This is a genomic window from Marinobacter persicus (assembly GCF_900114155.1).
Classification (GTDB): Bacteria; Pseudomonadota; Gammaproteobacteria; order Pseudomonadales; family Oleiphilaceae; genus Marinobacter; species Marinobacter persicus.
Map to the genome: position 1 here is coordinate 276,355 of NZ_FOSC01000003.1, position 24,277 is coordinate 300,631.

General features: G+C 56.2%; 23 protein-coding genes. 21 read left to right on the top strand and 2 right to left on the bottom strand.

Annotation, left to right across the window (positions count from 1 at the left end; translation table 11 throughout):
- Window positions 1–249 precede the first annotated feature (249 nt).
- Genes rluC through BMZ63_RS04945 form a run of 3 tightly spaced genes read left to right on the top strand, consistent with a single transcriptional unit; the run spans window position 250 to window position 2,988 of the window.
- Entirely contained in the window at window positions 250–1,257 is a 1,008-nt protein-coding gene (gene rluC / locus BMZ63_RS04935) for a 23S rRNA pseudouridine(955/2504/2580) synthase RluC (protein ID WP_091702431.1), read from the top strand.
- Window positions 1,257–1,904 (top strand): HAD family hydrolase, encoded by a 648-nt coding sequence (locus BMZ63_RS04940; protein ID WP_091702434.1) that lies wholly within the window; start codon window positions 1,257–1,259, stop codon window positions 1,902–1,904. Before rluC ends, BMZ63_RS04940 begins: the two co-directional genes overlap by 1 nt.
- 25 nt (window positions 1,905–1,929) lie before the next feature.
- A complete protein-coding gene (locus BMZ63_RS04945; RefSeq protein WP_091702436.1) occupies window positions 1,930–2,988 on the top strand; it encodes a S49 family peptidase in 1,059 nt (352 codons plus the stop codon).
- A gap of 13 nt (window positions 2,989–3,001) precedes the next feature.
- Here the strand turns inward: BMZ63_RS04945 and BMZ63_RS04950 are convergent, their stop codons facing one another.
- Window positions 3,002–3,601 (bottom strand): Maf family protein, encoded by a 600-nt coding sequence (locus BMZ63_RS04950; protein ID WP_091702439.1) that lies wholly within the window; start codon window positions 3,599–3,601, stop codon window positions 3,002–3,004.
- A 130-nt stretch (window positions 3,602–3,731) separates the two neighbouring features.
- Here BMZ63_RS04950 and BMZ63_RS04955 point away from each other — a divergent pair, with 130 nt between their 5' ends.
- The 17 genes from BMZ63_RS04955 to BMZ63_RS05035 all read left to right on the top strand — a co-directional run bounded on the left by BMZ63_RS04955 (window position 3,732) and on the right by BMZ63_RS05035 (window position 21,705).
- Window positions 3,732–4,289 carry a YceD family protein gene (locus BMZ63_RS04955; protein ID WP_091702441.1) on the top strand — a complete coding sequence of 186 codons (558 nt, stop codon included), beginning with the start codon at window positions 3,732–3,734 and terminating at the stop codon, window positions 4,287–4,289.
- 30 nt (window positions 4,290–4,319) lie between these two features.
- Complete coding sequence (rpmF, locus tag BMZ63_RS04960; RefSeq protein ID WP_022988074.1) at window positions 4,320–4,499, top strand: 50S ribosomal protein L32; 180 nt, start codon at window positions 4,320–4,322, stop codon at window positions 4,497–4,499.
- Between the two features lie 24 nt (window positions 4,500–4,523).
- Window positions 4,524–5,546 (top strand): phosphate acyltransferase PlsX, encoded by a 1,023-nt coding sequence (gene plsX, locus BMZ63_RS04965; RefSeq protein WP_091702444.1) that lies wholly within the window; start codon window positions 4,524–4,526, stop codon window positions 5,544–5,546.
- A gap of 113 nt (window positions 5,547–5,659) precedes the next feature.
- Window positions 5,660–6,595, top strand: coding sequence for an ACP S-malonyltransferase (fabD, locus tag BMZ63_RS04970; protein WP_091702447.1), 936 nt, complete (start codon window positions 5,660–5,662; stop codon window positions 6,593–6,595).
- 16 nt (window positions 6,596–6,611) lie between these two features.
- On the top strand, window positions 6,612–7,355 hold the full coding sequence (fabG, locus tag BMZ63_RS04975; RefSeq protein ID WP_091702450.1) for a 3-oxoacyl-ACP reductase FabG: 744 nt from the start codon (window positions 6,612–6,614) through the stop codon (window positions 7,353–7,355).
- 133 nt (window positions 7,356–7,488) lie between these two features.
- Window positions 7,489–7,722 (top strand): acyl carrier protein, encoded by a 234-nt coding sequence (gene acpP / locus BMZ63_RS04980; protein WP_091702454.1) that lies wholly within the window; start codon window positions 7,489–7,491, stop codon window positions 7,720–7,722.
- Window positions 7,723–7,849: 127 nt separating this feature from the next.
- The gene (gene fabF / locus BMZ63_RS04985; RefSeq protein WP_091702456.1) at window positions 7,850–9,097 is read left to right on the top strand and encodes a beta-ketoacyl-ACP synthase II; all 1,248 of its coding nucleotides are present in this window, start codon (window positions 7,850–7,852) and stop codon (window positions 9,095–9,097) included.
- A gap of 14 nt (window positions 9,098–9,111) precedes the next feature.
- Complete coding sequence (gene pabC / locus BMZ63_RS04990) at window positions 9,112–9,933, top strand: aminodeoxychorismate lyase (RefSeq protein ID WP_227663529.1); 822 nt, start codon at window positions 9,112–9,114, stop codon at window positions 9,931–9,933.
- Window positions 9,927–10,991, top strand: a complete 1,065-nt coding sequence (gene mltG, locus BMZ63_RS04995; RefSeq protein ID WP_091702460.1) for an endolytic transglycosylase MltG — start codon at window positions 9,927–9,929, stop codon at window positions 10,989–10,991. The genes pabC and mltG overlap by 7 nt, the downstream gene beginning before the upstream one ends.
- Entirely contained in the window at window positions 10,991–11,620 is a 630-nt protein-coding gene (tmk, locus tag BMZ63_RS05000; protein WP_091702464.1) for a dTMP kinase, read from the top strand. The genes mltG and tmk overlap by 1 nt, the downstream gene beginning before the upstream one ends.
- A gap of 32 nt (window positions 11,621–11,652) precedes the next feature.
- Window positions 11,653–12,432 (top strand): helix-turn-helix domain-containing protein, encoded by a 780-nt coding sequence (locus BMZ63_RS05005; protein WP_091702467.1) that lies wholly within the window; start codon window positions 11,653–11,655, stop codon window positions 12,430–12,432.
- 262 nt (window positions 12,433–12,694) lie between these two features.
- Window positions 12,695–14,185: a sodium/proline symporter PutP gene (gene putP, locus BMZ63_RS05010; protein WP_091702470.1), complete on the top strand. Its 1,491-nt coding sequence runs from the start codon at window positions 12,695–12,697 to the stop codon at window positions 14,183–14,185.
- A 165-nt stretch (window positions 14,186–14,350) separates the two neighbouring features.
- Entirely contained in the window at window positions 14,351–15,817 is a 1,467-nt protein-coding gene (gene gmtY, locus BMZ63_RS05015) for a gamma-mobile-trio recombinase GmtY (RefSeq protein ID WP_091702472.1), read from the top strand.
- A gap of 1 nt (window position 15,818) precedes the next feature.
- Window positions 15,819–18,440 carry a gamma-mobile-trio integrase GmtZ gene (gene gmtZ / locus BMZ63_RS05020; protein ID WP_091702475.1) on the top strand — a complete coding sequence of 874 codons (2,622 nt, stop codon included), beginning with the start codon at window positions 15,819–15,821 and terminating at the stop codon, window positions 18,438–18,440.
- On the top strand, window positions 18,437–19,105 hold the full coding sequence (gene gmtX / locus BMZ63_RS05025) for a gamma-mobile-trio protein GmtX (protein ID WP_091702478.1): 669 nt from the start codon (window positions 18,437–18,439) through the stop codon (window positions 19,103–19,105). Before gmtZ ends, gmtX begins: the two co-directional genes overlap by 4 nt.
- Complete coding sequence (locus BMZ63_RS05030) at window positions 19,098–19,538, top strand: VPA1267 family protein (RefSeq protein WP_091702481.1); 441 nt, start codon at window positions 19,098–19,100, stop codon at window positions 19,536–19,538. The genes gmtX and BMZ63_RS05030 overlap by 8 nt, the downstream gene beginning before the upstream one ends.
- Window positions 19,531–21,705 carry an AAA family ATPase gene (locus tag BMZ63_RS05035; RefSeq protein ID WP_091702484.1) on the top strand — a complete coding sequence of 725 codons (2,175 nt, stop codon included), beginning with the start codon at window positions 19,531–19,533 and terminating at the stop codon, window positions 21,703–21,705. The genes BMZ63_RS05030 and BMZ63_RS05035 overlap by 8 nt, the downstream gene beginning before the upstream one ends.
- 179 nt (window positions 21,706–21,884) lie before the next feature.
- Here the strand turns inward: BMZ63_RS05035 and BMZ63_RS05040 are convergent, their stop codons facing one another.
- Window positions 21,885–22,853, bottom strand: a complete 969-nt coding sequence (locus tag BMZ63_RS05040; RefSeq protein ID WP_008169685.1) for an integron integrase — start codon at window positions 22,851–22,853, stop codon at window positions 21,885–21,887.
- 382 nt (window positions 22,854–23,235) lie between these two features.
- On the opposite strand from BMZ63_RS05040, the gene bla reads away from it, so the two are divergent.
- Window positions 23,236–24,120, top strand: coding sequence for a class A beta-lactamase (gene bla, locus BMZ63_RS05045; protein ID WP_373296682.1), 885 nt, complete (start codon window positions 23,236–23,238; stop codon window positions 24,118–24,120).
- Window positions 24,121–24,277 lie beyond the last annotated feature (157 nt).

Sequence of the window (24,277 nt, forward strand, 5' to 3'; positions counted from 1 at the left end):
CGGTTACTTCTGCTTCCGGGCCGGTAACAGTCTCTCTGGATCTGAACGGGAATCGGAAGCGTGTTCATGGCTGCGCCCGGTAATGATTGGGCGGCAGCGTTCAAACTCTTTATCTGTGTCGGTATACTGCTGTCGCTCCGGCTTCTGACCAGAGTTCGTCAGGCCGTAGACAAACGACAGAGCGAGCCCGAATATAACAGTTTGGCTCTGGCCGTTCAATCCTGCGTTTCTACCGTTACAAGGTCTTTCATGTCGCGTACCCCCCGAACCCCTCATTCCCCATCTTCTGAAGCCTCATCGCGATCCGCTTCAAAAGTGCAGTGGATCTCCGTGGATGATGATATGGCCGGTCAGCGGGTGGATAACTTTCTGATGGCGCGTTTGCGAGGCGTGCCCAAAGGGCTGATTTATCGCATCATTCGCAAGGGCGAGGTGCGGGTAAACAAGGGGCGGGTCAAGCAGAGCACCCGTCTGGCGGCGGGGGATGTGGTGCGTGTTCCGCCTGTTGTCCAGCAGGCAAAGCCGGAGCAGCCCAGGCCGGGGGACCGGGTGCAAGCGGTAATGGAAGCGGCGGTGGTGTTTGAGGACGACACCATGCTGGTGGTTAACAAGCCCTCGGGTATTGCCGTCCACGGTGGTAGTGGCTTGAGTTTTGGTTTGATCGAAGTGTTGCGCGCCGCCCGGCCGCAGGCGAAATTTCTGGAATTGGTGCATCGGCTGGATCGTGATACGTCCGGGCTGGTGATGGTCGCCAAGAAGCGATCGGCGCTGAGGTATCTGCAGGATGAGCTGCGGCAGAAACAGATTCGTAAGCATTACCACGCCTTGGTGGCCGGTGACTGGCCCGATAAATTGAAAAAAGTGGCCGAGCCCTTGCTGCGTTATGAAATGCCAAACGGCGAGCGGCGGGTGAAGGTCAGCCCCGAAGGCAAGGAGTCTCTGACGCTGTTTCGAAAATTGCAGCAGTTCCAGGGCTATACGCTGGTGGAGGCGTCTCCGGTAACCGGGCGTACTCACCAGATCCGTGTGCATGCGGCCTGGGCGGGCCACCCGATTGCCGGCGACGATAAATACATGGATGATGCCAGCCTGAAAGCGTTTCGTGCGGTGGGTGGGCAGCGTTTGATGCTGCATGCCCGGGCCCTGGAGTTCCGCCTGCCCGGCTCTGGTGAGGCCATGACGCTTGAGGCGGACTATGATGAGGCCTTTGGCGCGGTGCTTGGGGCGCTGAAAAAACGTAATCAAGGTAGCAGTTAATGAATGTAAATCTGGTGATTTTTGACTGGGACGGAACCCTGGTTGATTCGGTTGAACATATCGCTGACAGCCTGCACCAGGCCGCCACCGAGCTGGGTTTTCCGGCGCTGGAGCGGGCGGCCTACCGGGATATTATCGGCCTGGGAATTGTTGAGGCGCTGGAGCAGTTGTACCCGGGGATCAGTGCAGACGAACTGCAGCAGATGCGCGAGGGTTATGCCCGGTATTTCTTTAAAAAGCAGACCGGTCCGCAGAATGTGTTTGCCGGCATGGCGGATGTGGTCGCGGATTTGCGTGTCAGTGGCCGGGCTTGTTCCGTGGCCACGGGCAAAAGCCGGCGCGGTCTGGAGGGGGCGCTGGTCAGCAGTGGTCTGGGCCAGCATTTCGAGATCACCCGTTGCGCGGATGAAACCCGTTCCAAGCCGGACCCGCTGATGCTCCAGGAAATTCTGGCTCATTACGGACACAGGCCGGAGCAGGCAGTGATGATTGGCGATACCCGCTACGATCTGGAAATGGCGCAGCGCCTGGGCATGCCTTCGATTGGTGTGGAGTGGGGCGTGCACGGGCGCGAGGTGCTGGAGCAGTTCAAGCCCCGGGCGGTGGTCAGCTCCGTTGATGAGCTGCGAACGGTATTGGGGCTTTAAACTTCTGAGCTGAAAGGACTGACGAATGAGCGATTGGGATTCGGACAAATCAACGGATTGGGGCGACAAGCCGGTCGAGCCGGAGTCGCAGCAGAGTGGTGGCAAGGGTGGCGGGCTGTTTGGCCGTAAAAAGCCGGCCATGCCGCCGGAGTCGGCCCGTGACTGGCGGCTGATCGAAAAGCTGGTCATGTCGCTGCAGGCAGAGCAACGCCGCAGCCGGCGCTGGGGCATTTTCTTCAAGCTGCTGACGTTCGGATACCTGTTTGCCCTGCTGTTCGTTATTCGATCGCCCATTGGTGATGGTGTGGAAGTGACCACGGCCGCCCATACGGCGGTCATTGAGGTTAACGGCACGATTGCCAGCGAGGAGCCCGCCAATGCCGATAACGTGGTTGGCGCATTGAGATCCGCTTTTGAGGCGAAACACTCCAAAGCAGTGGTGATGCGTATTAACAGTCCGGGCGGCAGCCCGGTGCAGGCCGGTTACATCTATGATGAAATGCTGCGGCTGCGCGAGGAGTATCCGGATAAAAAACTGTATGCGGTCATCTCCGATATTGGCGCGTCGGGCGCCTACTATATTGCGGCGGCGGCTGATGAAATCTACGCCAACCGGGCCAGCCTGGTGGGGTCCATCGGGGTTGTTGCCGGTGGTTTCGGGTTTACCGGGTTAATGGACAAGGTGGGCGTGGATCGTCGGCTTTACACCGCCGGTGAGAACAAGGCCTTTCTGGATCCGTTCTCACCCGAGCAGGAAGACGACGTGAATTTCTGGCAGAGCGTGCTGGAGAATACCCACCATCAGTTTATCGAGGCGGTGAAAAAGGGCCGGGGTGACCGGCTGAAAGAGTCTGATGAGCTGTTCAGTGGTTTGATCTGGAGCGGTGAGCAGGCGCTGGAAATGGGTTTGATTGACGGCCTGGGAAGCACCTCCTGGGTGGCTCGCCAACTTGTGGGGGAGGAAAAGCTTGTGGACTACTCCCAGGGCCGTTCACCCTTCCGTCAGTTTATGGATGATCTGGGCGTGTCGGTTGGCGAGGGCGTGGCTGATCGTTTGCTGGAATCCCGTCTGGAATTGCGTTGAGCCTCGGGAGCGCTTAGCGCTCCCTGGTCAGTGGGTTGATGCCCAGTTCCCGGAGCAGGTCGATCAGGGCAATAAGTGGCAAGCCCACCAGACTGTTCGGGTCGCGGCCTTCGAGCCGTTCGAACAGGGCAATGCCCAGGCCCTCCATCTTGAAGCTGCCGGCGCAATCGTAGGGCCGCTCCTTGTGCAGGTAGCCTTCGATTTCCGCTTCCGTGAGGGTTCGGAAGTGTGCGCTGAAGGTTTCGCAGTGGGTGTTAAGGGTGCCGGTTCGGGCATCAAGCACAGCCAGGCCGGTCAGGAATCGGACACACTGGCCGCTTGATGCCATCAACTGCTGTTTTGCCCGGTTGTGGTCGCCGGGCTTGCCCAGCATGCTGTTGTCGGGCAGGGCGGCCACCTGGTCAGAGCCGATGATCAGGCTGTCCGGGTTCGCGGAAGCCAGTGCGCGTGCCTTGGCGACGGCAAGGCGAACAGCCAGCGCTTCCGGTGCCTCTCCTGGCTGGGGGCTTTCATCGATGTCCGGGCTTTGGCAGCGGAAGGGCAGTCCCAGCCGCTCCAGCAACGCTTTGCGGTACGGCGATGACGAGGCCAGCAACAGATCGGGTTGGTTCATGGTTTGAGGTTGTCTCCGGAAGTCATTATGTGCCCTTATCGTAAGAAACCCGTACCTAAAGGCAAGCCCGGGCCAGAAAGTCGATTAAGTCTTTGACAGTCGGCCCCCTCGCCCCTAAAATTGCGCGCCTATGTCTGAAGCGCCGAATGCTGAACTGCCAAAATTCGTTGACCCTTATCGGTTGGCGGAGCAAAACGTTACCCTGGAGGGAGTTGTTCCGCTCCTGGGTCTTTCGCGTTTTCGAGAAGCAGTTCCGGGTTTGCAGGAAGGCAGCGAGTGCCGCGTGACCTTGTCTTTCAGTATGGACAGTGAGCGTCGCAGGGTAGTGTCGGGTGAGTTGTCTGCCCCGGTGGTGCTGGAATGTCAGCGCTGCATGGAAGGCATGCAGACGGTTCTGGAGTCGCACTTTGACCTGGGGTTTGTGACCAGCGACGAGCAGGCGCAACGCCTCCCCAAGGTTCTCGAGCCATTTCCGGTGGAAGATTTCAGCGCGGATCTGTGGGCAATGGTAGAAGATGAATTGCTTCTGGTATTGCCTCCGTTTCCGTTGCACGAGCGGCAAGACTGCCCGGCAAAAGAGGATCTGGAGGCTTTTGAGCCTGAACAGACACCCGATGAGCCAGAGGCGAACAATCGCGAGGATAACCCGTTCAGTGTACTGGCGGGCCTCAAGACCACAAAGCATTAACGTTTTCGTAAAAAGGTCAGGAGCATAATCATGGCTGTACAGCAAAATCGCAAGACCCGTTCCAAGCGTGGCATGCGCCGTTCACACGACGCACTGAGCACTGCCGCACTGTCTACCGACGCAACCACCGGTGAAGTTCATCGTCGTCACCACGTGTCTCCCGATGGTTTCTACCGTGGCAAGCAGGTAGTTGAAGCTCGCGACGAGTAATGTCGTCGGGACCTGCTTTGAATCATGGCTTCCGAGAGTAAGGTGAGCACACCCGTCACCATTGCTATTGATGCCATGAGCGGTGACCACGGTCCCGCAGTAGTGGTTCCAGCTGCCCTTGAGGCAGTGCGTGAAAACGAGGCCTTGAGTATCGTTCTGGTAGGTATACGGAGCGAGCTCGAGGCCTTGTTGCGTGATGGCCATGCCAGAATTCGTGTCGTCGAAGCCGCAGATGTGGTGAAAATGAACGAGCGGCCGTCCCACGCGCTGCGCCACAAGCGTAATTCGTCCATGGCGATTGCGCTGGGCCTGGTTCGTGATGGCGAGGCCCAGGGGTGCGTCAGTGCTGGCAATACAGGGGCACTGATGGCGTTCGGGCGTTCGATAATCCGTATGTATCCGGGGATTGAACGGCCTGCCATTGCCAAGTTGATTCCGTCGCTGCGTGGCCGCTGCCACGTGCTGGACCTGGGTGCGAATGTCGATTCCACGGCGGAAAACCTGTACCAGTACGCCCTGATGGGGTCGTTGATGGCGACGGCCATCTGCAATCAGCCGGAACCCCGAATCGCCCTGTTGAACGTGGGCGAGGAGGAAATCAAGGGCAATGAACAGGTGCGTCTGGCGTCGCACATGCTGGCCCAGTGTGAAACCCTCAATTACATCGGCTATGTGGAAGGCAGCGACCTGTTCCGCGATGTGGCTGATGTGGTGGTGTGTGACGGTTTCGTTGGTAATATTGCGCTGAAAACCGGTGAAGGGGTCGCGGGGCTGCTGATCGAGTTGCTGGAAAAAGCGTTTACCCGTTCGTTGTACGGTCGGTTTGTCGGCTTGCTTGCACGCCCGATTCTCGGGCGTCTGCTACGCCAGGTGGATCCTTCCCGGCACAATGGTGCCAGTTTGCTGGGTTTGCAGGGGGTGGTCATCAAAAGTCATGGTAACGCCAATGAGCGGGCCATCCGGGCCGCCATTGATCAGGCTGTGCGGGAAGTGGAGCTGGAAGTGCCCCGGCGTATCAACGAACGGCTCGATGACCTCATTCTATGAACACCGTGAGACTAAAGTCGGCCCGCAATCTGCCATTTATTCAGGGATAATTAGCCGCGTTTGTACTTTTGGCTAATCTTAACCAACCCTTCGATAACGATAAGATTCCGCCCATGAAATCAGCATTTATTTTTCCCGGTCAGGGGTCACAATCTGTCGGTATGTTGTCAGCTGCCGCAGACTGGACGATGGTGACCGAAACCTTTGACGACGCCTCCGATGTTCTTGGCTATGACCTCTGGCACCTGTGCCAGAATGGCCCGGCGGAGGACCTGAACCAGACCACGGTAACCCAGCCAGCACTGCTGACTGCCAGTGTCGCCCTGTGGCGCGAATGGTGCGTGGCCGAGGGCAGACGCCCGGACTTTGTCGCCGGACACAGCCTGGGCGAGTACAGCGCCCTGGTGGCGGCAGAGAGTCTGGATTTTGTTGAAGCGGTAAAGCTGGTTCAGCTGCGTGGCGAACTGATGCAGGATGCCGTGCCGGCAGGTGAAGGCAAGATGGCCGCCATTATCGGCCTGGAAGATGCCGACGTGGTGGCCGCGTGCGAAGAGGCCGCCCAGGGTGATGTGGTCGCGGCGGTGAACTTTAACGCCCCCGGCCAGGTGGTGATAGCCGGTTCCGCCGCTGCCGTCGAGCGCGCTATTGAAACCTGTAAGGAAAAGGGTGCCCGCAAGGCCATGCCGTTGCCGGTCAGCGTGCCGTCGCATTGTGCGTTGATGAAGGGTGCCGCCGAACAGCTGGCTGAAGCGCTGGAGGATGTCACCTTCAATGACGCCCGTATCCCCGTGGTACAAAACGTTAACGCCAGGCCCGCTACCGACGCAGCTGAACTGAAATCAAACCTGATCAAGCAGCTATACTCTCCGGTACTCTGGACCGATTCTGTGCGCACCCTGACCGGTGAAGGCGTGGGCATTGCCGCGGAGTGTGGTGCCGGCAAGGTTCTGGCTGGCCTGGTCAAGCGCATTGACCGCAAATTGCCGGTTCACAGCATTGAGTCGCCGGATGCCATGGCCGCGGCCATGGAAGCTTTCGGCAAATCCTGATTAAACGGAGTTTGGTATGTCTCTGGAAGGTAAAGTAGCGCTGGTAACCGGCGCGACACGTGGTATCGGTCGTGCCATTGCGCTGGAGCTGGGGCGCCTGGGTGCCGAGGTTGTCGGCACAGCCACTTCCGAATCCGGTGCCGAGTCCATCACCGCTGGCCTGAAAGAGGCGGGCGTGAAAGGTTACGGTATTGTGATGAATGTCGCCGACGCGGAAAGTATCGACGCCGGTTTGAAGCAGGTTAACGAGCAATCGGGTGCGCCCTTGATTCTGGTCAATAACGCCGGCATCACTCGCGATAACCTGCTTATGCGCTTGAAAGACGATGACTGGTCGGATGTGCTGGAGACCAACCTGTCCAGCGTGTACCGGACCAGCAAAGCCGTGTTGCGAGGCATGGCCAAGGCCCGTTGGGGCCGGATTATTAATATCAGTTCGGTAGTGGCCGGCATGGGAAATCCAGGGCAGGGCAACTACTGTGCGGCCAAGGCCGGTGTGGAAGGCTTCACCCGTAGCCTGGCCAAGGAAATGTCGAACCGGGGTATTACCGCCAACTGCGTGGCGCCTGGCTTTATTGACACCGACATGACCAAAAAACTGGACGAAAAGCAGCGCGATGCCATGCTGGAGAATATTCCGGCTGGCCGCCTGGGAGAACCCGAAGAGGTAGCTTCGGTTGTAGCATTCCTGGCATCTGCCGGCGCTGCTTACGTGACCGGAGAAACGATTCATGTGAACGGCGGCATGTACATGGGCTGAGCCTGCTTGCAGGCGGAAGTACAGCCCTTTGCCGCAGTACATGTTGGAATGAGTCCCTGCTTGTTTGCAGGTAGGGTTTAAACTAAACTGGCGACCTTCAAGTTGCCTGGTTGACACATAAAGTGAGGATATTATGAGTACAGTTGAAGAGCGCGTTAAGAAGATTGTTTGTGAACAGTTGGGCGTTAAAGAAGCCGAAGTTCAGAACACTTCTTCTTTTGTAGAGGACCTGGGCGCTGACTCACTGGACACCGTTGAGCTGGTTATGGCTCTGGAAGAGGAATTTGAAACTGAAATTCCTGACGAAGAAGCCGAGAAGCTGGGCACTGTTCAGGACGCGATCGATTACATCGTTTCGCACACCTGATTGTCTGCGAACTAGCAGATAGCCAGTTGAAAGCCGTCCTTTGCGCTCTCGTGCGCGTTAAAAGGACGGCTTTTTTGTTGGCGGAATTCAAATACGGCAATTGAACGGAACAGTGGGTGACAGGAGTATGAGTAAGCGACGGGTAGTGATTACGGGCATGGGGATGGTGTCGCCGGTCGGCAACGATGTCCAGTCCAGTTGGAAGGGCGTATGCGAGGGGCGCAGTGGTATTCGGCCCATCGACCGTTTCGACGCGACGGACTACAACACCCGTATTGGCGGGGCCATCAAAAACCTGGATCTGGACCCTTACCTGACCAGCAAGGAAGCTCGTAAGCTGGATGCCTTTATCCATTACGGTCTGGTCGCTGCCCAGCAGGCGGTGGACGACAGTGGTCTGGAGAATTTCGACAAGCTTGATAAGGAGCGGGCCGGTGTGGCCATTGGCTCCGGCATCGGCGGTATCGAATACATCGAGAACAGCGTCATCCAGATGCACAAATCCGGTCCACGCAAGGTGTCGCCGTTCTTCGTGCCGGCTTCGGTCATCAACATGATTTCGGGTAACGCCGCTATCCGTTTTGGTTACCGGGGGCCGAATATTGCCATTGTGACCGCCTGTACCACCGGTACCCACAATATCGGCTATGCCGCTCGCACGATCGCCTATGGCGATGCGGATGTGATGCTGGCTGGTGGTTCGGAAATGGCCACCACCCGCACCAGCATTGCCGGCTTCTCCTCGGCCCGGGCACTGTCCACCCGTAACGACGAGCCGGAAAAGGCCAGCCGCCCATGGGACAAAGACCGAGATGGTTTCGTGCTCAGTGATGGAGCCGGTGTGGTGGTTCTGGAAGAGCTGGAGCATGCGCTGGCCCGCGGTGCCGCCATTTATGGTGAAGTGGTCGGCTTTGGCATGAGCGACGATGCCCACCACATTACCGCGCCGCCGTCTGACGGCGAAGGTGCAGCCCGTTCCATGCGTAACGCCATCCGTGACGCCGGCCTGAACCCGGAGGATGTGGATTACATCAACGCCCACGGTACCTCCACCCAGGTCGGCGACGTGGCCGAAGTGGCCGCGGTGAAATCTGTCTTCGGAGCTCACGCTGACAAGCTGGCCATGAGCAGTACCAAGTCGGTTACCGGCCATCTGTTGGGGGCCGCCGGGGCAGTGGAGGCCATTTTCTCCACCCTGGCGGTGAAAGAGGGGCTGCTGCCTCCGACCATCAATCTGGATAATCCGGATGAAGGCTGTGATCTGGACTTCGTGCCACACACCAGTCGCCAGGCCGATGCCCGGGTGGCACTGACCAACTCGTTCGGCTTTGGTGGTACCAATGGCACCCTGATTGTGCGTCGCTACGAAGGATAACGACCGTGGCGCGGGTGTTTCTGGCGAAAGAGGGCGGTTTGCCGGCTACGGATCGTGGGCTGGCATACGGTGATGGGTTGTTTGAAACCATACGCGTGGAGGGAGCCCGAGCACCTCTGTTGTCAAAGCATCTGGATCGCCTGGCCCGGGATGCCCGGCGTCTGGGAATTGCCATTACCCGCAATGAGGTGCAGCGCATCGCCTCCGAGGCACTGGTGGAAGGCGCCGAAACCCGGGGCGATGAGGCCTGGGTGCTCAAGTTGATTGTGACCCGGGGAGCCGGTGGGCGGGGCTACCGGCCAGACCCGGATGGGGAAGCCAACGTTCTGGTGCTGGAGGCCTCGGCACCACCGCCTCCCCCTGCGGTCGGTGTGCGGGTGGATTTTTCCCGCGTGCCGCTGACCGTTAATCCGCTTCTGTGCGGTATCAAATCGCTTAACCGGCTTGAGCAGGTCCTGGCGGCAAAGGAGTTGGAAGGGGATCTTTTCGAGGTGTTGATGAGCAATAACGCAGGCGACATTGTCGAAGGAACCCGTACCAATCTGTTTGTCGATACCGATGAAGGCTGGCGTACGCCTCCGGCGCACACGCTGGCGGTGTCTGGTGTTATGCGGGCTCATGTCCTTGCTTGTTTGCAGCAGCGGGGCGAGCCCGTGTTTGAAACGACCCTCAGCCTGGCAGATTTGATGTCGGATTCGTGTCGTGGGGTGTACCTGACCAACGCCGTCCTGGGTATCGTTCCGGTTGCGGAGTTGGCAGGCCAGGCATTGCCCGTGAATAACCGTCTTGCCACAGTGTGTGGCCTGCCGACCGAAATAGATGGAGCATCGTGTTGAAAAAACTGTTGATTCTTCTGTTCGCCGTGGTGGTGCTGGTGGGCGCCGGTGGAGCCCTGTGGCTCTGGCAGGGGCTGAAGAGCCTTGAGCAGCCCATCGCGCTGGACGAACCCGTGCTGATGACCGTCGATTCCGGCACTGCCTACAGTCAGCTGGCCCGGCAGATGGAACATGAGGGGTTGGTGAGCGATGCCCTTTGGCTGCGTCTCTATGGCCGGATGAATCCGGCCCAGACTGCGATCAAGGCCGGAGATTATGAACTGCTGCCGGGCATGACCCCGCTCGGCCTCCTGGAGGCCATGGTTCAGGGCGATGTCAAGCTCTGGGCCATCCAGTTCATTGAAGGCAAAACCTTTGATGACATGCGGGCAGCGCTGGCCGCCAACGAGCGGCTGGAGAAGGTCACCACCGACTGGACAGACGAGCAGATCATGGAAGCGGTCGGTGCCGCCGGTGATCACCCCGAGGGCTGGTTTTATCCCGACACTTACCTGTTTGACAGCAGTGAAACGGATCTGGATATCTACAAGCGTGCCTATACGCGCATGGTGTCGGTGCTGGAGGAAGAGTGGCAGAGCCGTGAAAAGGGGTTGCCTTATCAGTCCCCCTACGAGGCGCTGATCATGGCCTCCATTGTTGAGCGCGAAACCGGTGTGCCGTCAGAGCGAGACCAGGTCGCCGGCGTGTTTGTGCGACGGCTGCAAACCGGTATGCGTCTGCAAACCGATCCCACGGTTATCTACGGCATGGGCGATGATTACGACGGGCGGATTCGCAGCCGTGACCTGCGCGAGTACACCCCCTACAACACCTACCGGATCGATGGTTTGCCGCCCACGCCCATTGCCATGCCCGCGAGGGCGGCTATTCATGCAGCCCTGCACCCGGCCGAAGGAGATGCGCTGTATTTTGTCGCCCGGGGGGATGGCAGCCACAAGTTTTCCCGGACCCTGGCGGAACACCAGCGCGCCGTGCGGGAATACCAGTTGAATCGCCGGGAAGATTACCGTTCCTCCCCCGCACCCGTGGTGCAAGAGCCGGCAGAGGAGCAGGACTGATGACAACCCGGGGGCGCTTTATTACCTTCGAGGGGACCGAGGGCGTGGGCAAGTCCACCCAGCTGCAGGTGGCTGCCAGTACCCTGCGCGATCTGGGGATGGACGTGGTCGTTACCCGGGAGCCGGGTGGCACCCCCATGGCCGAGAGCATCCGGGAACTGCTGTTGGCGCCCCGTGAAGAACCGGTCAACGAAACCACGGAACTGCTATTGATGTTCGCCGCCCGGGCCCAGCACCTGTATCAGAAAATCCTGCCGGCCCTGGAATCGGGACAGTGGGTCTTGTGCGACCGCTTTACCGATGCCACGTTTGCCTATCAGGGCGGTGGTCGGGGAGTGGCCAAAGAGCGTATAGCCCAGCTGGAAACCCTGGTACAGGGTGATATTCGTCCGGACCATGTGATCTGGCTTGACGCACCGGTGGAAACCGGTATGGCCCGGGCAAAACACCGGGGTGCGCTGGACCGGTTTGAACAGGAAGATCTGGCATTTTTCCAGAGGATCCGCGATGCTTATGGCGAGCGGGCAGCGGCCAGTCCCGGCCGGTATCGCAGGGTGGATGCGAGCCTGCCGCTTACTGAGGTGTCTGCACAAGTCTCTGCATTCTTGCGCGAAATCTGCTTTAATTAAAGAATATTCATAATTAACGGCTAGCGGTTGTCATGCTGAATGCCAAACTGTTGAAGCTTCCCACCGCCACTCACCAACACGTTCACCAGCATCATCAGGTGGTACTGGGGGTACGTGGCGAAGCCGATCTTAACGTCGATGGCGCCGGCTCCCACCTGGACACCTGGCGTGCCTGCCTGGTGCCAACCGAGGCCCGCCACGATTACAGTGGTGACCAGCGCAATCATGTGCTGGTGATCAACCTCGACCCTTTCAGTCCGGTATTGAACAACTCGGCCCATGCCGATTACGAACGCATGGTGCGTCTGTTTGAAAAGCCCCGTACGGTTCAGATGGATAGCCAGCTGCAGGGCCTGGTGCAATTTGCCGCTGGTGAGTTTGACCGGGCGCCGGAAAACATGGCGCTGCATCGCCATCTGGGTGCCAGCATTCTTTACTGCATGGCGGACCGCATTTCAGAGGGCCACCCGGCCTCGGCCAATCGCCATACCCTCAGTCCGGAAACCATTCGCCAATACATCATGGAGAACCTGCACCGGAAGATTTCCGTGCAGGATCTGGCCAAGGTGGCTTGCCTGAGTGTCAGTCGTTTCCATGACGTGTTTCGTGACCTCTCCGGCGTCACTCCTCATCAGTTTTTGCTGCAAACGCGGCTTGAGCAGGCAGTTCAGCTGCTGACTTCCACGTCGCTGTCGGTCGCGGAGATCAGCTACCGAACCGGATTTTCCTCCCAGGGGGCGCTGACCAATGCCCTTAAAAAACATAAGGGTACAACGCCAACCCGCTTGCAGGCTGGCGAAAAAGTCGCCTGATTCAGTCGCTTCCGGGCAGTCCGGTAGAAATTTGCAAAATAATCGTAGAATTTTGTAAGCCCCGGATCCGTAGTAATACTAATTTATAACGGTTATTAATCCCGTCCGCCATTTAAGCCTAAAGTCGCAAGGATAGAAGAATGGGCTATAGTGAAGAGGGAATGTGCGGAACGCACCCGGGTTTGCCCGGTGCTGTAAGGGATAAACAAGAAGAACGGTGCGGCACAGCACCCGATTCAACAAAAAACCGGAGGAGCCTTCTATGGCTAGTGGTGTCTGGATAAGTCTATTCCTTTACTTTGCGCTGATGATTGTTATCGGCCTGTGGGCGATGCGTAAGGCTTCGGCAACGGCTGAAGACTATATGCTCGGTGGCCGGGGCCTGAGTCCGAAAGTGGCGGCTCTGTCGGCCGGTGCCTCTGACATGAGTGGCTGGTTGCTGTTCGGCCTGCCCGGTGCGCTGTTCGTGACTGGCCTGGCGTCTGCCTGGATCGGTATCGGTCTGTGGGTTGGTGCGTTGATCAACTGGATTCTGGTGGCGCCCCGTCTGCGGGAGCAAACCGTCCATTACGGCAATGCCCTGACCATCCCGGCCTTCCTGGCCAACCGGTTCCCGACCAAGGCGTTGCCGCTTCGCACTATTTCGGCGGTCGTCATTGTCCTGTTCTTCGCGGTGTATACGGCTTCAGGCCTGGTTGCAGGCGGCAAGCTGTTTGAAAGCGCGTTCGCTGAAATCATCAACGTACCGGGCATGAGCGATTATGCGGTGGGTATCGTGATCACCCTGGGCGTGGTGCTTGCCTACACGGTAGTTGGTGGCTTCCTGGCGGTTTCCATGACCGACTTTGTGCAGGGCTGCATCATGATGCTGGCACTGGTCATCATGCCCGCCGTTGTGCTGTTTGGTGAAGGTGGCGGTGGCTTCGGCCAGGCGTCCGAAACCCTGAACAGTGTGGATCCGACCCTGCTTTCCTGGACCGAGGGTCTGACCGTGATTGGCTGGCTGTCAGCCGTGGCCTGGGGCCTGGGTTACTTTGGCCAGCCGCACATCATCGTGCGTTTCATGGCCATCCGTTCGATCCACGAAGTGGGTGTTGCCCGGAATATCGGCATGTCCTGGATGGCGATCTCGCTGATCGGTGCGATTGCCCTGGGTGTGTTTGGTCGTGCCTACGCCGTGCGTAACGGCATGGATGTGGCTGACCCGGAAACCATCTTCATCGTGCTGGCGGATCTGCTGTTCCATCCGTTCATCACCGGCTTCCTGTATGCCGCTCTGCTGGCCGCGGTGATGAGTACCATTTCCAGTCAGCTGCTGGTGTCTTCCGCGTCACTGACCGAGGACTTCTACCGTCTGTTCCTGCGTAAGGAAGCGTCTGACAAGGAATGCGTAAACATTGGCCGTGCCTGCGTGGTTCTTGTCGGCCTGGTTGCCGCCTTCATTGCACGGGACCCCGATTCCCAGGTGCTGGCGCTGGTTAGTAACGCCTGGGCCGGTTTCGGCGCGGCTTTCGGTCCGCTGATCATCCTGTCGCTGATGTGGTCCCGCACCAATGGTGCCGGTGCGGTTGCCGGTCTGGTCGTGGGTGCTGCCACGGTGATGATCTGGATTGCCCTGGGCTGGAACGGCAGCTTCCTGGGTGGTCCGGGCGTGTATGAAATCATCCCGGGCTTCATCGCCGCGTTCATCGCCATTGTGGTGGTGACCCTGGCAACCAAGGACTCTGGCGAGTATCAGCACATCGAGCGCTGATCCGAGCTTCTAACGTTCAGCCAGTTAGAAGGGGCTCCTGCGGTTCTGTATAGTACCTAGAACTGTGTAATTTTGATAAAACCCCCCTTAATTGGGGGTTTCTTTTTCCTGAAGAATTAACTATATGTATAGTGAATACTGTGTAATATGTGTAGGGCATCAAGGATGTTTGCAACGAAGGTTACAGCCAAGGTAGTTCAGGACAAAAGTGGAGTGGCCACAGAGATTCCGGTCATTCTGACTGACCAAGGGGTTTTGGGGTCAGTCACAGATTATGTGCTTAGCCTTCACCTAAACGGCATCTCACTTTCAACAATCACTAACCATATTCAGTCGATTAGGCTCCTCATCGAGTTCATGAGTGCCAACGAAGGCATGTTCGATGAACCCGAAGCGTTGTTCGCGGCCTTTGTCCGACGGATCTACAGCGGCACCATCGGTGAAGATGGATTGGACCCCTCTGGCCTTTATTGGATACCGGCCAGTAATAGCACGATACATCGACACATCAGCAATCTGACGAATTTCACCAATTGGCTCTCGGACAAAGGTCTGGGCAAGCCTCTTAATACCTTGCGGACAGCCACTCGACATGAGGAGCGCATCCAGTATGCCGCTTGGTTTAGGCGCAACCAGAACGATTTCCTCGGACACATCAAAGACAAGTCGATCAACAATACTGTCAAGAGAGCCCGCAGCATCAAGGGCAGAACGCCTCTGGCAAGAACCAATGACGATGCCATTGCCTTCCCTACGGGAAAGTTTGAAGACTTCTACATGAAGGGCTTGGGAGGAGCCAAAGACCCGCGAGTTGCGCTGCGGGACAAGCTTATCTTGCTCCTGATGCACGCGGCCGGGTTGAGGCGGAGCGAAGCACTGTTGCTTTGGGTCACAGATGTCTTCGAGGCCCCCTCCGATCCGGATCGGGCAATCGTGAGAATCTACAACGAGATAGAAGGTAAGGCACCTGAAGGATGGAAGTCCCGAAAAGGGATAAAAACACGCAAGGCGTACCTACAAGAAAAGTATTCACGCATACCGCGTCAGGAGATGCAAAACACCCAGCATCTCGGCTGGAAATCCAAAACCCTGGATCACAAGGATGGTTACCTGGAGGCGTACTTCTTCCCTCAGGAGTTTGCTCGGATATTCATGTTGCTGTGGCGACAGTATTTGGTTTTCCGTGCATCGTTGGAGTGCCATCACCCCTATGCGTTTATCAGCTTCGACTCTCGCTATCTGGGCAATCCCTATACCTACAATGCCTTCAACCAAAGCTATGCCGCAGGATTAAGACGAATTGGCCTCGAACCTAACAAGAGCGTAGGGCTCGATCCTCATGGGCATCGCCACAATTATGGCCGCCGTTTGACGGATGCTGGGGTAGATCCACTCATTCGCAAAAAGTGCCTGCATCACGCAAGTCTGGAGTCTCAGGTTCCTTACACCATGCCCTCCAGCGTGAAAGTCTCAGAAGCGCTGTTCCAGGCAACACAACAACTTCAATTGGGATCGGATAAAGAAAAGATCCCCGCGTCTTTCGACTGGAATACGTTGGCAGAACACGGCTTTGAAGACCTTGATCCAAACGGCCACTTCACCGGCAAGAATCCACGGTTAGGGAAGCGATAACATGACCCAAAAACTAAAAGGGAAAGGCTACACCACGGATCTGACGCTGGGGTGGGTGACTGAGGAACTGGGGCACGACTGGCTGCAATGGCAGCAATACGCCGCTGAATGGCTAAAAATGCAAGACATAGGCGTTAGTGAGCGTTTGGAGAGTATAAGAAAATTTCTTCTTTACCTGAACGCGAAAGCCCCGTATGCCGCTGACGTGGCTGCAATGTTCAAGGGCCATCCGAGCGGCCACAAGGTGTCCAGTGAAGAGTTTGAGGCCTTTCTGGTTAGCAGTGGATCGACTGCTCGTAACTTTAATTTCATTTCGTTCACGGTCGATTTATGCGACTACATCCTTCAGCACCATTTGAGTGTCGAGGATGATAACGGCGTCGAGCGGCCCCTGTTCCTGAATCCGTTCGATAAAATCAAGAAAAACACAGCAAACACCGAAACCGTCCACAGCCCGTTAGCCTATCGCTATATCCAGCAAACCAGGCACATCCTCTGCCCCTATCCAATCGATGACTCCGGCAATAAAACGCCATGGGTCGGGTTTCATTTCCGAGACTGGCAGTGGGCCATCAATCACCTTCAGTCTGGCAATCAGGCGTGGATGAAAGTGCCTCCGGAGGTCATTGATCCCGATGATCCGGATTGCATTGCCCGTACACGGATTATTAACAAGAACAGTAAGAGCGTTGAAGTTCATGAGATCTGGTCGCCTGTGATGGCGATGTTTCTATTTACCAAACTCCATCTGCCGCTTCGTTCTTTGCAGGTACGGTTTCTGGACTCCGGTGAAGGCGATACCTGGCGTTACGAGCGCGGTCATTGGGTGGAAAACACCAAACACCCCTTCAAGTATGGGGCACCCAAGCGCCCCTATGAGAAAGGCGTCTTCCAGCGCATTTACGACTCGATGACGGAGAGCTATGCCACCGGGCTGTACGTCTCAACCAACAAAACCGCCGATCAAAACAAAGACGAACTTCAGCGCGGCTACACCATCCCCTGGCAGCACGAAGAACTGCTGTATTGGCTGGAAAAGCTCCGCAACTGGCAGGAAAAATACAACCCGATTAACCGACTGGTCAGTGGCACAGAGCTTAAGCGTAGCCATATTGGCGCAGCCAAATCCAAGAAGCAATTAGCCGAAATGGGCGAGTTTGCCTTTTTGTTTCGAGACCGAAATTCCGCCCTCCCGATCAGCAAAAACTCTTTCACGAATCCTTGGTATCGCTTGTTGTCGAAACTGGAAGAAGATTTGTTCCAGTCGGGCCTGAGGATGAGAGACGGGCACCGTCTGCGGTTTGTGAAAGACTACGGCGATGACTACGAGGGGCCAGAAGCGAGCAAGGTGGCAACGGAATACCCACTTCACAGCCTCCGCGTGTCGTTGATCACCTGCTACACCATGGACACCGATCTGCCGTTGCCGGTGATCTCCAAGCTTCTGGCCGGTCATACCCGGCTGTTAATGACGATCTACTACAACAAGATCACGCCCTCAGTGATGGCCGAGAAAATGAATGAGGCCGACTCCGCTCTGGTTGAGCGCGGGGAAGCGTCCCTGAAGAACTTTCTTCAGGACGCAGAGATGAGGCAGATCCAGCTTCGTACGGCGTCGCTCGGTGATCCATACAGCTCAGTCGAAACTGCGCTGGCAAACCGAAATCCAATTGGCTGGGAGGAACGGGCCACCGGTCTGTGCCTGGTCGGCGGCAACTCCGTGCGTTCGGATGAACTGTCCACCGTTGGCGGCTGCTGGAACGGCGGCCCCCTTATGAAAGATTCAGAAGATGCGTACTCAAGGGTTTATGGCCCGGTACCCCATGGCCCTGAAAACTGCCCCCGCTGTCGCTGGCATATCACCGATGCAACCTACCTGCCAGCGCTGAATTCCAAGTTCAATCAGGTCAGCTACAAGGCGCATCAGGCGGCTGAACTGGCCGTCGAGATTGAAGGCCAATTAGAGGCCCTGAAGGATGAGCTGTTCATCGCTGAGGAAACCGGTAAGCCGTTCCTCAAGCACAGCGAACTTCAGTTGCTGGAGCGCCGGTACGAAAGGCAGCGCGTGGAGGCAGATGAGCACGCCAAGGACTACATCGCCCTCTTCAATCTGATCAACAAAGTGGTCCAGATCGAGAATGGGCGAACTAAGGACGATGACCGTCAAAAGCTGGTCGCCGTGGGGTCTGCGGAAGATCTCAATGTCAGCATGAAATTCATCGAAACCGACTCGGAATTGCTGCACCTGTCCTTGCTCTGCGAGGACGCTGAATTCTATCCCGACCTACACGATGACCTGCGCAAGACGCCTGCGATTGCCAAGCGCACCAACGCCTTGAGTCGTATGATGGCCCGCTCCGGGTACAAGCCCGTCTTTCTGGAAATGGACGAAAACACACAGTTGATCGTGGGTAATGCGCTCGTGCGAAAGATGGCTAAGATCGCGGACCCAGAGGACAAGATGGAGGGTTATCGAATCGCAACAAACTACATCGAAGCGCAAGAGTTCTTGGAGAATGATGGGCTGCTGAAATCGGGATTTGAGGCCGTCAAACAAATCACCCCGATCACGCTGTCTTCAGGCGCTCTGAAACGGATTCCAGCCTTGGAGGTGTCTGAATGAACATTGATGTTGATGCGATTCTGGACACCCTAAAAGACGGCAAGACCACGAAGACGAAGGCGTCTCTGGATAAGCTCCACGAAACGTTGAGCGCCTACTTCGACTCCGGTGCTCGGGACTTCTCCATCACCGCCATTGGGCGCGTATCCGAGGAAGATGGCGGTGTGGGCTATCAGTCGATTCGTGCCACTTCAAACAAGCATTATCGGGATCTGGTCGAAGCGTGGGCCGCCAAGGCAAAGACCACCACGAAGAAACCACCGGTAGGGCCACCCAAGAGAATGAGCCAGGACCACCAACTGCTGGAGCGCATTGAGGACGCGGCGGTGCGTGCGCTGTTCGGACAAATCATTCGGGAGCGGGATCGCTACAGAAGCGAAGCCAACATGCTCAAGAGCACAACCGAGATCGTGATTGATAAGCGACCGACGACCTATGTGGAGCCCCAGTCTGAAGCCAGTGTGGAGCTGCTGCCCTCGTTAAAGGGGATCTGTTCGGAGAACGAGATCAAGGCGTTGCAAACCGTCTGCACCCAGGAATGGCTGGAGAAACTCGGATTCAAAGCGAACGCATTGGGCCAAGTGAAAGATGAGCTGGGTACGGAAATCCTACCTCGCGGATTTCTAACAGCGATCAAAAAGATCCTGGGGGAAATGGATGAGTAATGGTCAGGAAAGAGCACGTCAGAATCTGAGCGCCTTCCAGAGCTGGGTGGCCACCCAAACGGATGACGACTTTAAGCAGATCGTCTTTCGGGGCCAGTTAAACCGTGGCGAAGTGGCCAAAGCCATAGGCATCGGAAAGAGCGCGTTGCGCCAGAATCCGGCCATTAAAACGGCACTGGAGAATCTGGAGCAAAGCCTGCGTGATCGGGGTGTACTGCCAGAACTGACCGAAACCGCCCAGGCCCAGCAGTCAGAACCGAAGCGCTATGATCCTAGCGTTAACCAAAGAGCCATGGAATCGAGAAGGCTCTCTGTGCTGGAGCAGGAAAACATTGAGCTAAAGGCCCGAGTGGCAACCCTCGAAGCCAAGCTAAAACGTTACGGTGAACTGTCCGAAGTCCTCACTGAGTTCGGAGTCGCGCCCGATGCATGAGGATTATTTCCGTGTCACCAGTTGCCAGCATAACGGCTACAAATACACGATCTTCACGGGCATTCCCCTTAAAGTCGACAGTTACAAAATCAACTCGGGCAAATATATCGTCAGCATCCGATGCGAAAACCAGTCCCTGCCTATTAAACCGTCCGTTGGCCAGCAATGGCGGGTGTGTGGTGTAAGGACGCTGGAGACCGTTCAGGCAGGTGATTATCAGCTTCAGCAGCATTTGTATGACGCCCCAGCTGAGATGGAGTGCACGCTGCCCGAGACGGGCGAAGCGCTGATCCGCTTCATTGCCAATGAAAAGGAGTTCACCGGAATCGGTGAGGCCAAAGCACGAGCCCTCTGGGATGCTTTTGGCAGCGATCTGCACCCCATGCTCCAGTCCGACATTACTAAGCACAGAGCCCTTCTCAGAAAGGTTCTCAGCGAGGTTTCGGTAACCGCGCTTTACAACGGCTACGCCAAGTACAGAAACCTTGCGCATGCTAACTGGCTGGCCTCTCTGGGAGTGCCGCTGAGCATTCAGCAACGCATCCTGAAATACCACGATGATCGCACCGTTGAGATACTCAAGAGCAATCCTTACGCATTGCTCGGATTCGGGATGTCTTTTCCCGATATCGATGCCATTGCTGAACAGATGGGTATGGAGAAATCAGCACCGGTGCGGCTCGCAGCTGCTTTAGAAAGCGCGATACGAAAAGAGGTAGAAAAGGGGCACACCTACGCCTCCCATCAGGCGCTCAGGCCCGAGGTGATCAAGCTTCTGGGCAATAAAGCCCTGGTCGCAGAGGCGTTCGCCAGCGGTTATCGCAACGGCCAGTTCATTCTCCGGCCAGAGACCGGCACCTACCATCCTACCGCCCAAATCATAATGGAGTCGGTCGTTGCGAAGCGGCTCAAGGTCTTGGCCGCCACCAAGGATGAAGATGAACCCGTCTTCACGGCGCTCACCGAGGCCGTTCAGGAGTTGCCCTACGACCTGACCGAGCAGCAGCTCCAAGCGGTCGAGTCGAGCCTGACGAATTCGGTGTCCTGCATCACGGGTGGTGCCGGAACGGGTAAAACCACGGTGCTTCGAACCGTGCTCAAAGCCTATGCTGCGCTGGGCTATAAGGTTCATGCGGTCGCTCTGTCAGGGCGAGCAGCCATGCGGCTGCACGAGAGCATCGGATTCTTCACCATGACGATTGCTCGCCTGCTGAGGGAAGAGCCGATCTCGCCGTCACTGGATCAGGCGCAGCATCTCCTGGTCATCGACGAAGCCAGTATGATCGACCTGCCGACCATGTATCGGATCGTTACGCACCTCGATCCCTCGGTACGCATCATCCTGACCGGCGACCCGAACCAGCTACCAGCCATCGGCTGTGGCAAAGTTCTCTCAGACATCGTTGAATCCGGCGCAATCGCTACGGTTGAGCTGAACATCGTCAAACGCCAAGAAGGCTCAACGGGTATCCCGGAATACTCGACCACTATCAACCGGGGCGAGATGCCTCCTTCGTTATCGGTTGGCGCAATCACGTTCCACGAGACGCCTCCGCAGAAGGTGGTCGATAAGTGCAAATCCTTGTATGCGGAGTCACCCTATAACACCCAGATCATTGGAGCCACCAAGGCTCTAGTTGGCGAGGTGAACCGTGAGTGCCAAAAGCTGATCAATCCCGATGGGGAGCGCTTGCAGTTTAGATTGCATGGCGATGAATTCTTCCTCGATATCAGAGTGGGCGACCCGATCCTCTTCACCAGGAACAACTACAACATAGGCATTCAGAATGGGTCTCTTGGCGTATTATCCTCAACAGAGCGCGACACCCAGGACGGCCAGGAAACATTTGGTGTCGTGACACTGGATACCGGCGAAGCCATTTCAATTACGGATGAAGTCTTCGATTGCATGGAGCTTGGCTACGGAATCACGCTCCACAAGGCTCAAGGGAGCCAGTTCCCGAGAATCGTCGTGGCAGTCCAGACGGGGCGTATCTCAGACCGTGCGTGGCTTTACACGGCGATTACCCGTGCCGAGGCAGAGATACATATTGTCGGGCAGGCTAGTGATTTTGCGTCCATCGTAAAATCGGTAAGCAATGCCACCAGGCGGGCGAGTTTCTTGAGGGAGCTGCTGCAAGAGAGGGATTCGGGGGTTAGCCATTAATGGCACGCCCCCTCATCGCCGGTCGCGGCCATCGGGACCTCTCCCTGTACCGCAACTTCATCTTAAACGATCATCGCTGGTCGTCAAATACCTCGAAATCAGCTCATAAACAAAAGCGGACATTCGCCGCACTCCCAATTCCAGGCTTTACGCCCCTTAAACGGGTAAGCAACGCCCCATCAAGAACTTGGCAAACGATCAAAAGGGCTGACGGTTCCAGCACGTCGATCGCCAATGACATGCGTGTAGATTTCTGTCGTTCGAATGTCGCTATGCCCAAGAATTTCCTGGACCGTCCTGATATCGCTCCCCGATCTCAATAACTCTGTCGCAAAGGCATGCCGAAAGGTATGAGCCGTCACACGCTTGGTGATTCCCGTGGCCAGAACGGCCTGCCTCAATCGCCGCGAGTACGATGAATGATGAAGATGGTGGCGGCACACATAACCAGCGATGGGATGAACGCATCTTGTTACGGATGGGAACAGGTACTGCCAACCAAAGTCCTTCATGGCCGGTCCATACTTCTTGTGAAGTGAGGCCGGCACTGACGTAAGCCCGAATCCATCGGCCAGATCGGACTCATGTACAGCCCTGACATGGGCGAATTGTCGCTCCATGTTTTCTCTTAGATTGCCTGGAATCAGTGTGTATCGATCTTTTCGTCCCTTACCGTTGAATACGAGCAAACTGCGGCTTTTTAGGTCGATGTCTTTCACGCGAAGCGAAAGAGCTTCGTTGATTCTCAAACCGCATCCATAAAGAAGCGCAGTGATGAGCCAATACTCTGCATCCATGTTTTGAAGAATAGAAGCAACTTCATCGGGACTCAGAACGGTTGGCATGCGTCGAGGCGTTTTCGTCATCTTGTACTGTAGGTTTTCAATCTCCCGCTTCAGCACATGCTTGTAGACAAAAATAATCGCGCATAGCGCCTGATTTTGAGTGCCCGGACTGACTCCCCGATTGACGGCGAGGTGATTCAGGAAACGCTCAATTTCGTGATTACCCATGACTTTTGGGTGCTTCTTGTCATTGAAAAGGATGAACTGACGAACCCAGTAAAGATAGGACTTCTCGGTTCGGTAGCTGTACTGCTTTGTCCTAATTTCTGTGCGGACCGATTGTAGAAACGGTGATTTCGACACGCTCGCCCTCCGTGGCTGAATGCTGTATGTACGTACAGTTATAATAAAAAACACCCAAAAACACCAAAATTCTTGCGGCTTAATTTGCACGGCCCTGCTCACTTTTCACAATGCATCTCTGTAGGTATCTGTTTCAGCATGGGAAAAATTCGACCCACTGGATTTAACGTGCAAAAACGTGCATAAATATCCCGCGTGCACACTTTTCACAGAACCAAAAGCTCAAAAGCCCCCTGAGATGGAGGGGTAATGATCTGAAAAATCGAGGTTATTCAGGTTGTGAAGCAGTATTGGACTGGGTGATGGTGTTGCGGTTTAATAAGAAAGCAAACTAATAAGCTGTTATGCAGCTCTAGGCACGGGTTCTGAATGATTTATGAGAATTGGTTTGATGAAAACAGTTTTAAATTTTTTTGTAGTGTTTTTTATTGCGATATTTCCATCAATTGCACCTGCTGATGATGATAACTCCCTTATCAAAACGGTAGAGCGAATTGCTGACGAGCTAGGCGCTCGGGTGGGTTTTAGTGCTTATGATGTGGAGTCTGATCAGCACTGGGAATATCACGCCGACCAGCGATTTGCGATGTCCAGCACGTTTAAAACGCTTGCTTGTGCCGCCCTGCTTCAACGGGTCGATGCGGGACAGGAGAATCTCGACAGAAAGGTGAGTTTTTCAGAGTCAGATCTCGTTACCTACTCCCCTGTCACGGAGAAATACGCTGGCGGTCAAGCCTTGACCCTTTCGGATCTTTGTGAGGCCGCTCTGACAATGAGCGACAATACAGCTGCAAACTTAATTTTGCGAGTTCTGGGCGGCCCGGCACAAGTTACATCGTTCGCCAGGGGGTTGGGGGATGGTGTAACACGCCTTGATCGGTGGGAAACAGAACTCAATGAGGCTGCACCAAGCGACCAAAGAGATACCACAACTCCAAATGCGATGGTGAAGAATCTTCAGAGTTTGCTGTTAGGCGACGCATTATCTGTAAAGTCTAGAGATCAACTACGGGACTGGCTTGAGAGAAACCAGGTTGCAGATGGACTTTTTAGGGCTGTTGTACCTGAAGGTTGGATTGTTGCAGATCGAACTGGGGCTGGAGGTTTCGGGTCGCGATCTATAACAGCCATAATTTGGCCACCGGAGCGCCAGCCTATCATAGTGGCTTTATACCTTACGGAAACTGAGGCGTCTTTCTCAAAAAGAAATGACGCTATCGCGGAGATAGGCAAAGCGCTAATTTTGACGGTGAACTTCGGCCGGTAAAGCATAACCAACGGCTGTTGTCGGACACGCCTACGCTGCGCTCCGGCGCGCCGCAAAGCCGAGCGTTAATGGCAAAGGCTTCGGTCTTTTGGGTGGCAACGTGCCAGTGGCCTTGGTGTCAGGTCTGGCAGCCAACCCCGCTTAGTCTGGTGAGCAC

Coding starts and splice junctions, on each gene's coding strand:
- BMZ63_RS04945 (WP_091702436.1), top strand. CDS start 1,930: ATGAGCGATTGGGATTCGGACAAATCAACGGATTGGGGCGACAAGCCG.
- fabG (WP_091702450.1), top strand. CDS start 6,612: ATGTCTCTGGAAGGTAAAGTAGCGCTGGTAACCGGCGCGACACGTGGT.
- acpP (WP_091702454.1), top strand. CDS start 7,489: ATGAGTACAGTTGAAGAGCGCGTTAAGAAGATTGTTTGTGAACAGTTG.
- plsX (WP_091702444.1), top strand. CDS start 4,524: ATGGCTTCCGAGAGTAAGGTGAGCACACCCGTCACCATTGCTATTGAT.
- BMZ63_RS05035 (WP_091702484.1), top strand. CDS start 19,531: ATGCATGAGGATTATTTCCGTGTCACCAGTTGCCAGCATAACGGCTAC.
- BMZ63_RS04955 (WP_091702441.1), top strand. CDS start 3,732: ATGTCTGAAGCGCCGAATGCTGAACTGCCAAAATTCGTTGACCCTTAT.
- putP (WP_091702470.1), top strand. CDS start 12,695: ATGGCTAGTGGTGTCTGGATAAGTCTATTCCTTTACTTTGCGCTGATG.
- BMZ63_RS05030 (WP_091702481.1), top strand. CDS start 19,098: ATGAGTAATGGTCAGGAAAGAGCACGTCAGAATCTGAGCGCCTTCCAG.
- fabD (WP_091702447.1), top strand. CDS start 5,660: ATGAAATCAGCATTTATTTTTCCCGGTCAGGGGTCACAATCTGTCGGT.
- tmk (WP_091702464.1), top strand. CDS start 10,991: ATGACAACCCGGGGGCGCTTTATTACCTTCGAGGGGACCGAGGGCGTG.
- fabF (WP_091702456.1), top strand. CDS start 7,850: ATGAGTAAGCGACGGGTAGTGATTACGGGCATGGGGATGGTGTCGCCG.
- gmtZ (WP_091702475.1), top strand. CDS start 15,819: ATGACCCAAAAACTAAAAGGGAAAGGCTACACCACGGATCTGACGCTG.
- BMZ63_RS04950 (WP_091702439.1), bottom strand. CDS start 3,601: ATGAACCAACCCGATCTGTTGCTGGCCTCGTCATCGCCGTACCGCAAA.
- gmtY (WP_091702472.1), top strand. CDS start 14,351: ATGTTTGCAACGAAGGTTACAGCCAAGGTAGTTCAGGACAAAAGTGGA.
- rluC (WP_091702431.1), top strand. CDS start 250: ATGTCGCGTACCCCCCGAACCCCTCATTCCCCATCTTCTGAAGCCTCA.
- rpmF (WP_022988074.1), top strand. CDS start 4,320: ATGGCTGTACAGCAAAATCGCAAGACCCGTTCCAAGCGTGGCATGCGC.
- gmtX (WP_091702478.1), top strand. CDS start 18,437: ATGAACATTGATGTTGATGCGATTCTGGACACCCTAAAAGACGGCAAG.
- BMZ63_RS05005 (WP_091702467.1), top strand. CDS start 11,653: ATGCTGAATGCCAAACTGTTGAAGCTTCCCACCGCCACTCACCAACAC.
- BMZ63_RS04940 (WP_091702434.1), top strand. CDS start 1,257: ATGAATGTAAATCTGGTGATTTTTGACTGGGACGGAACCCTGGTTGAT.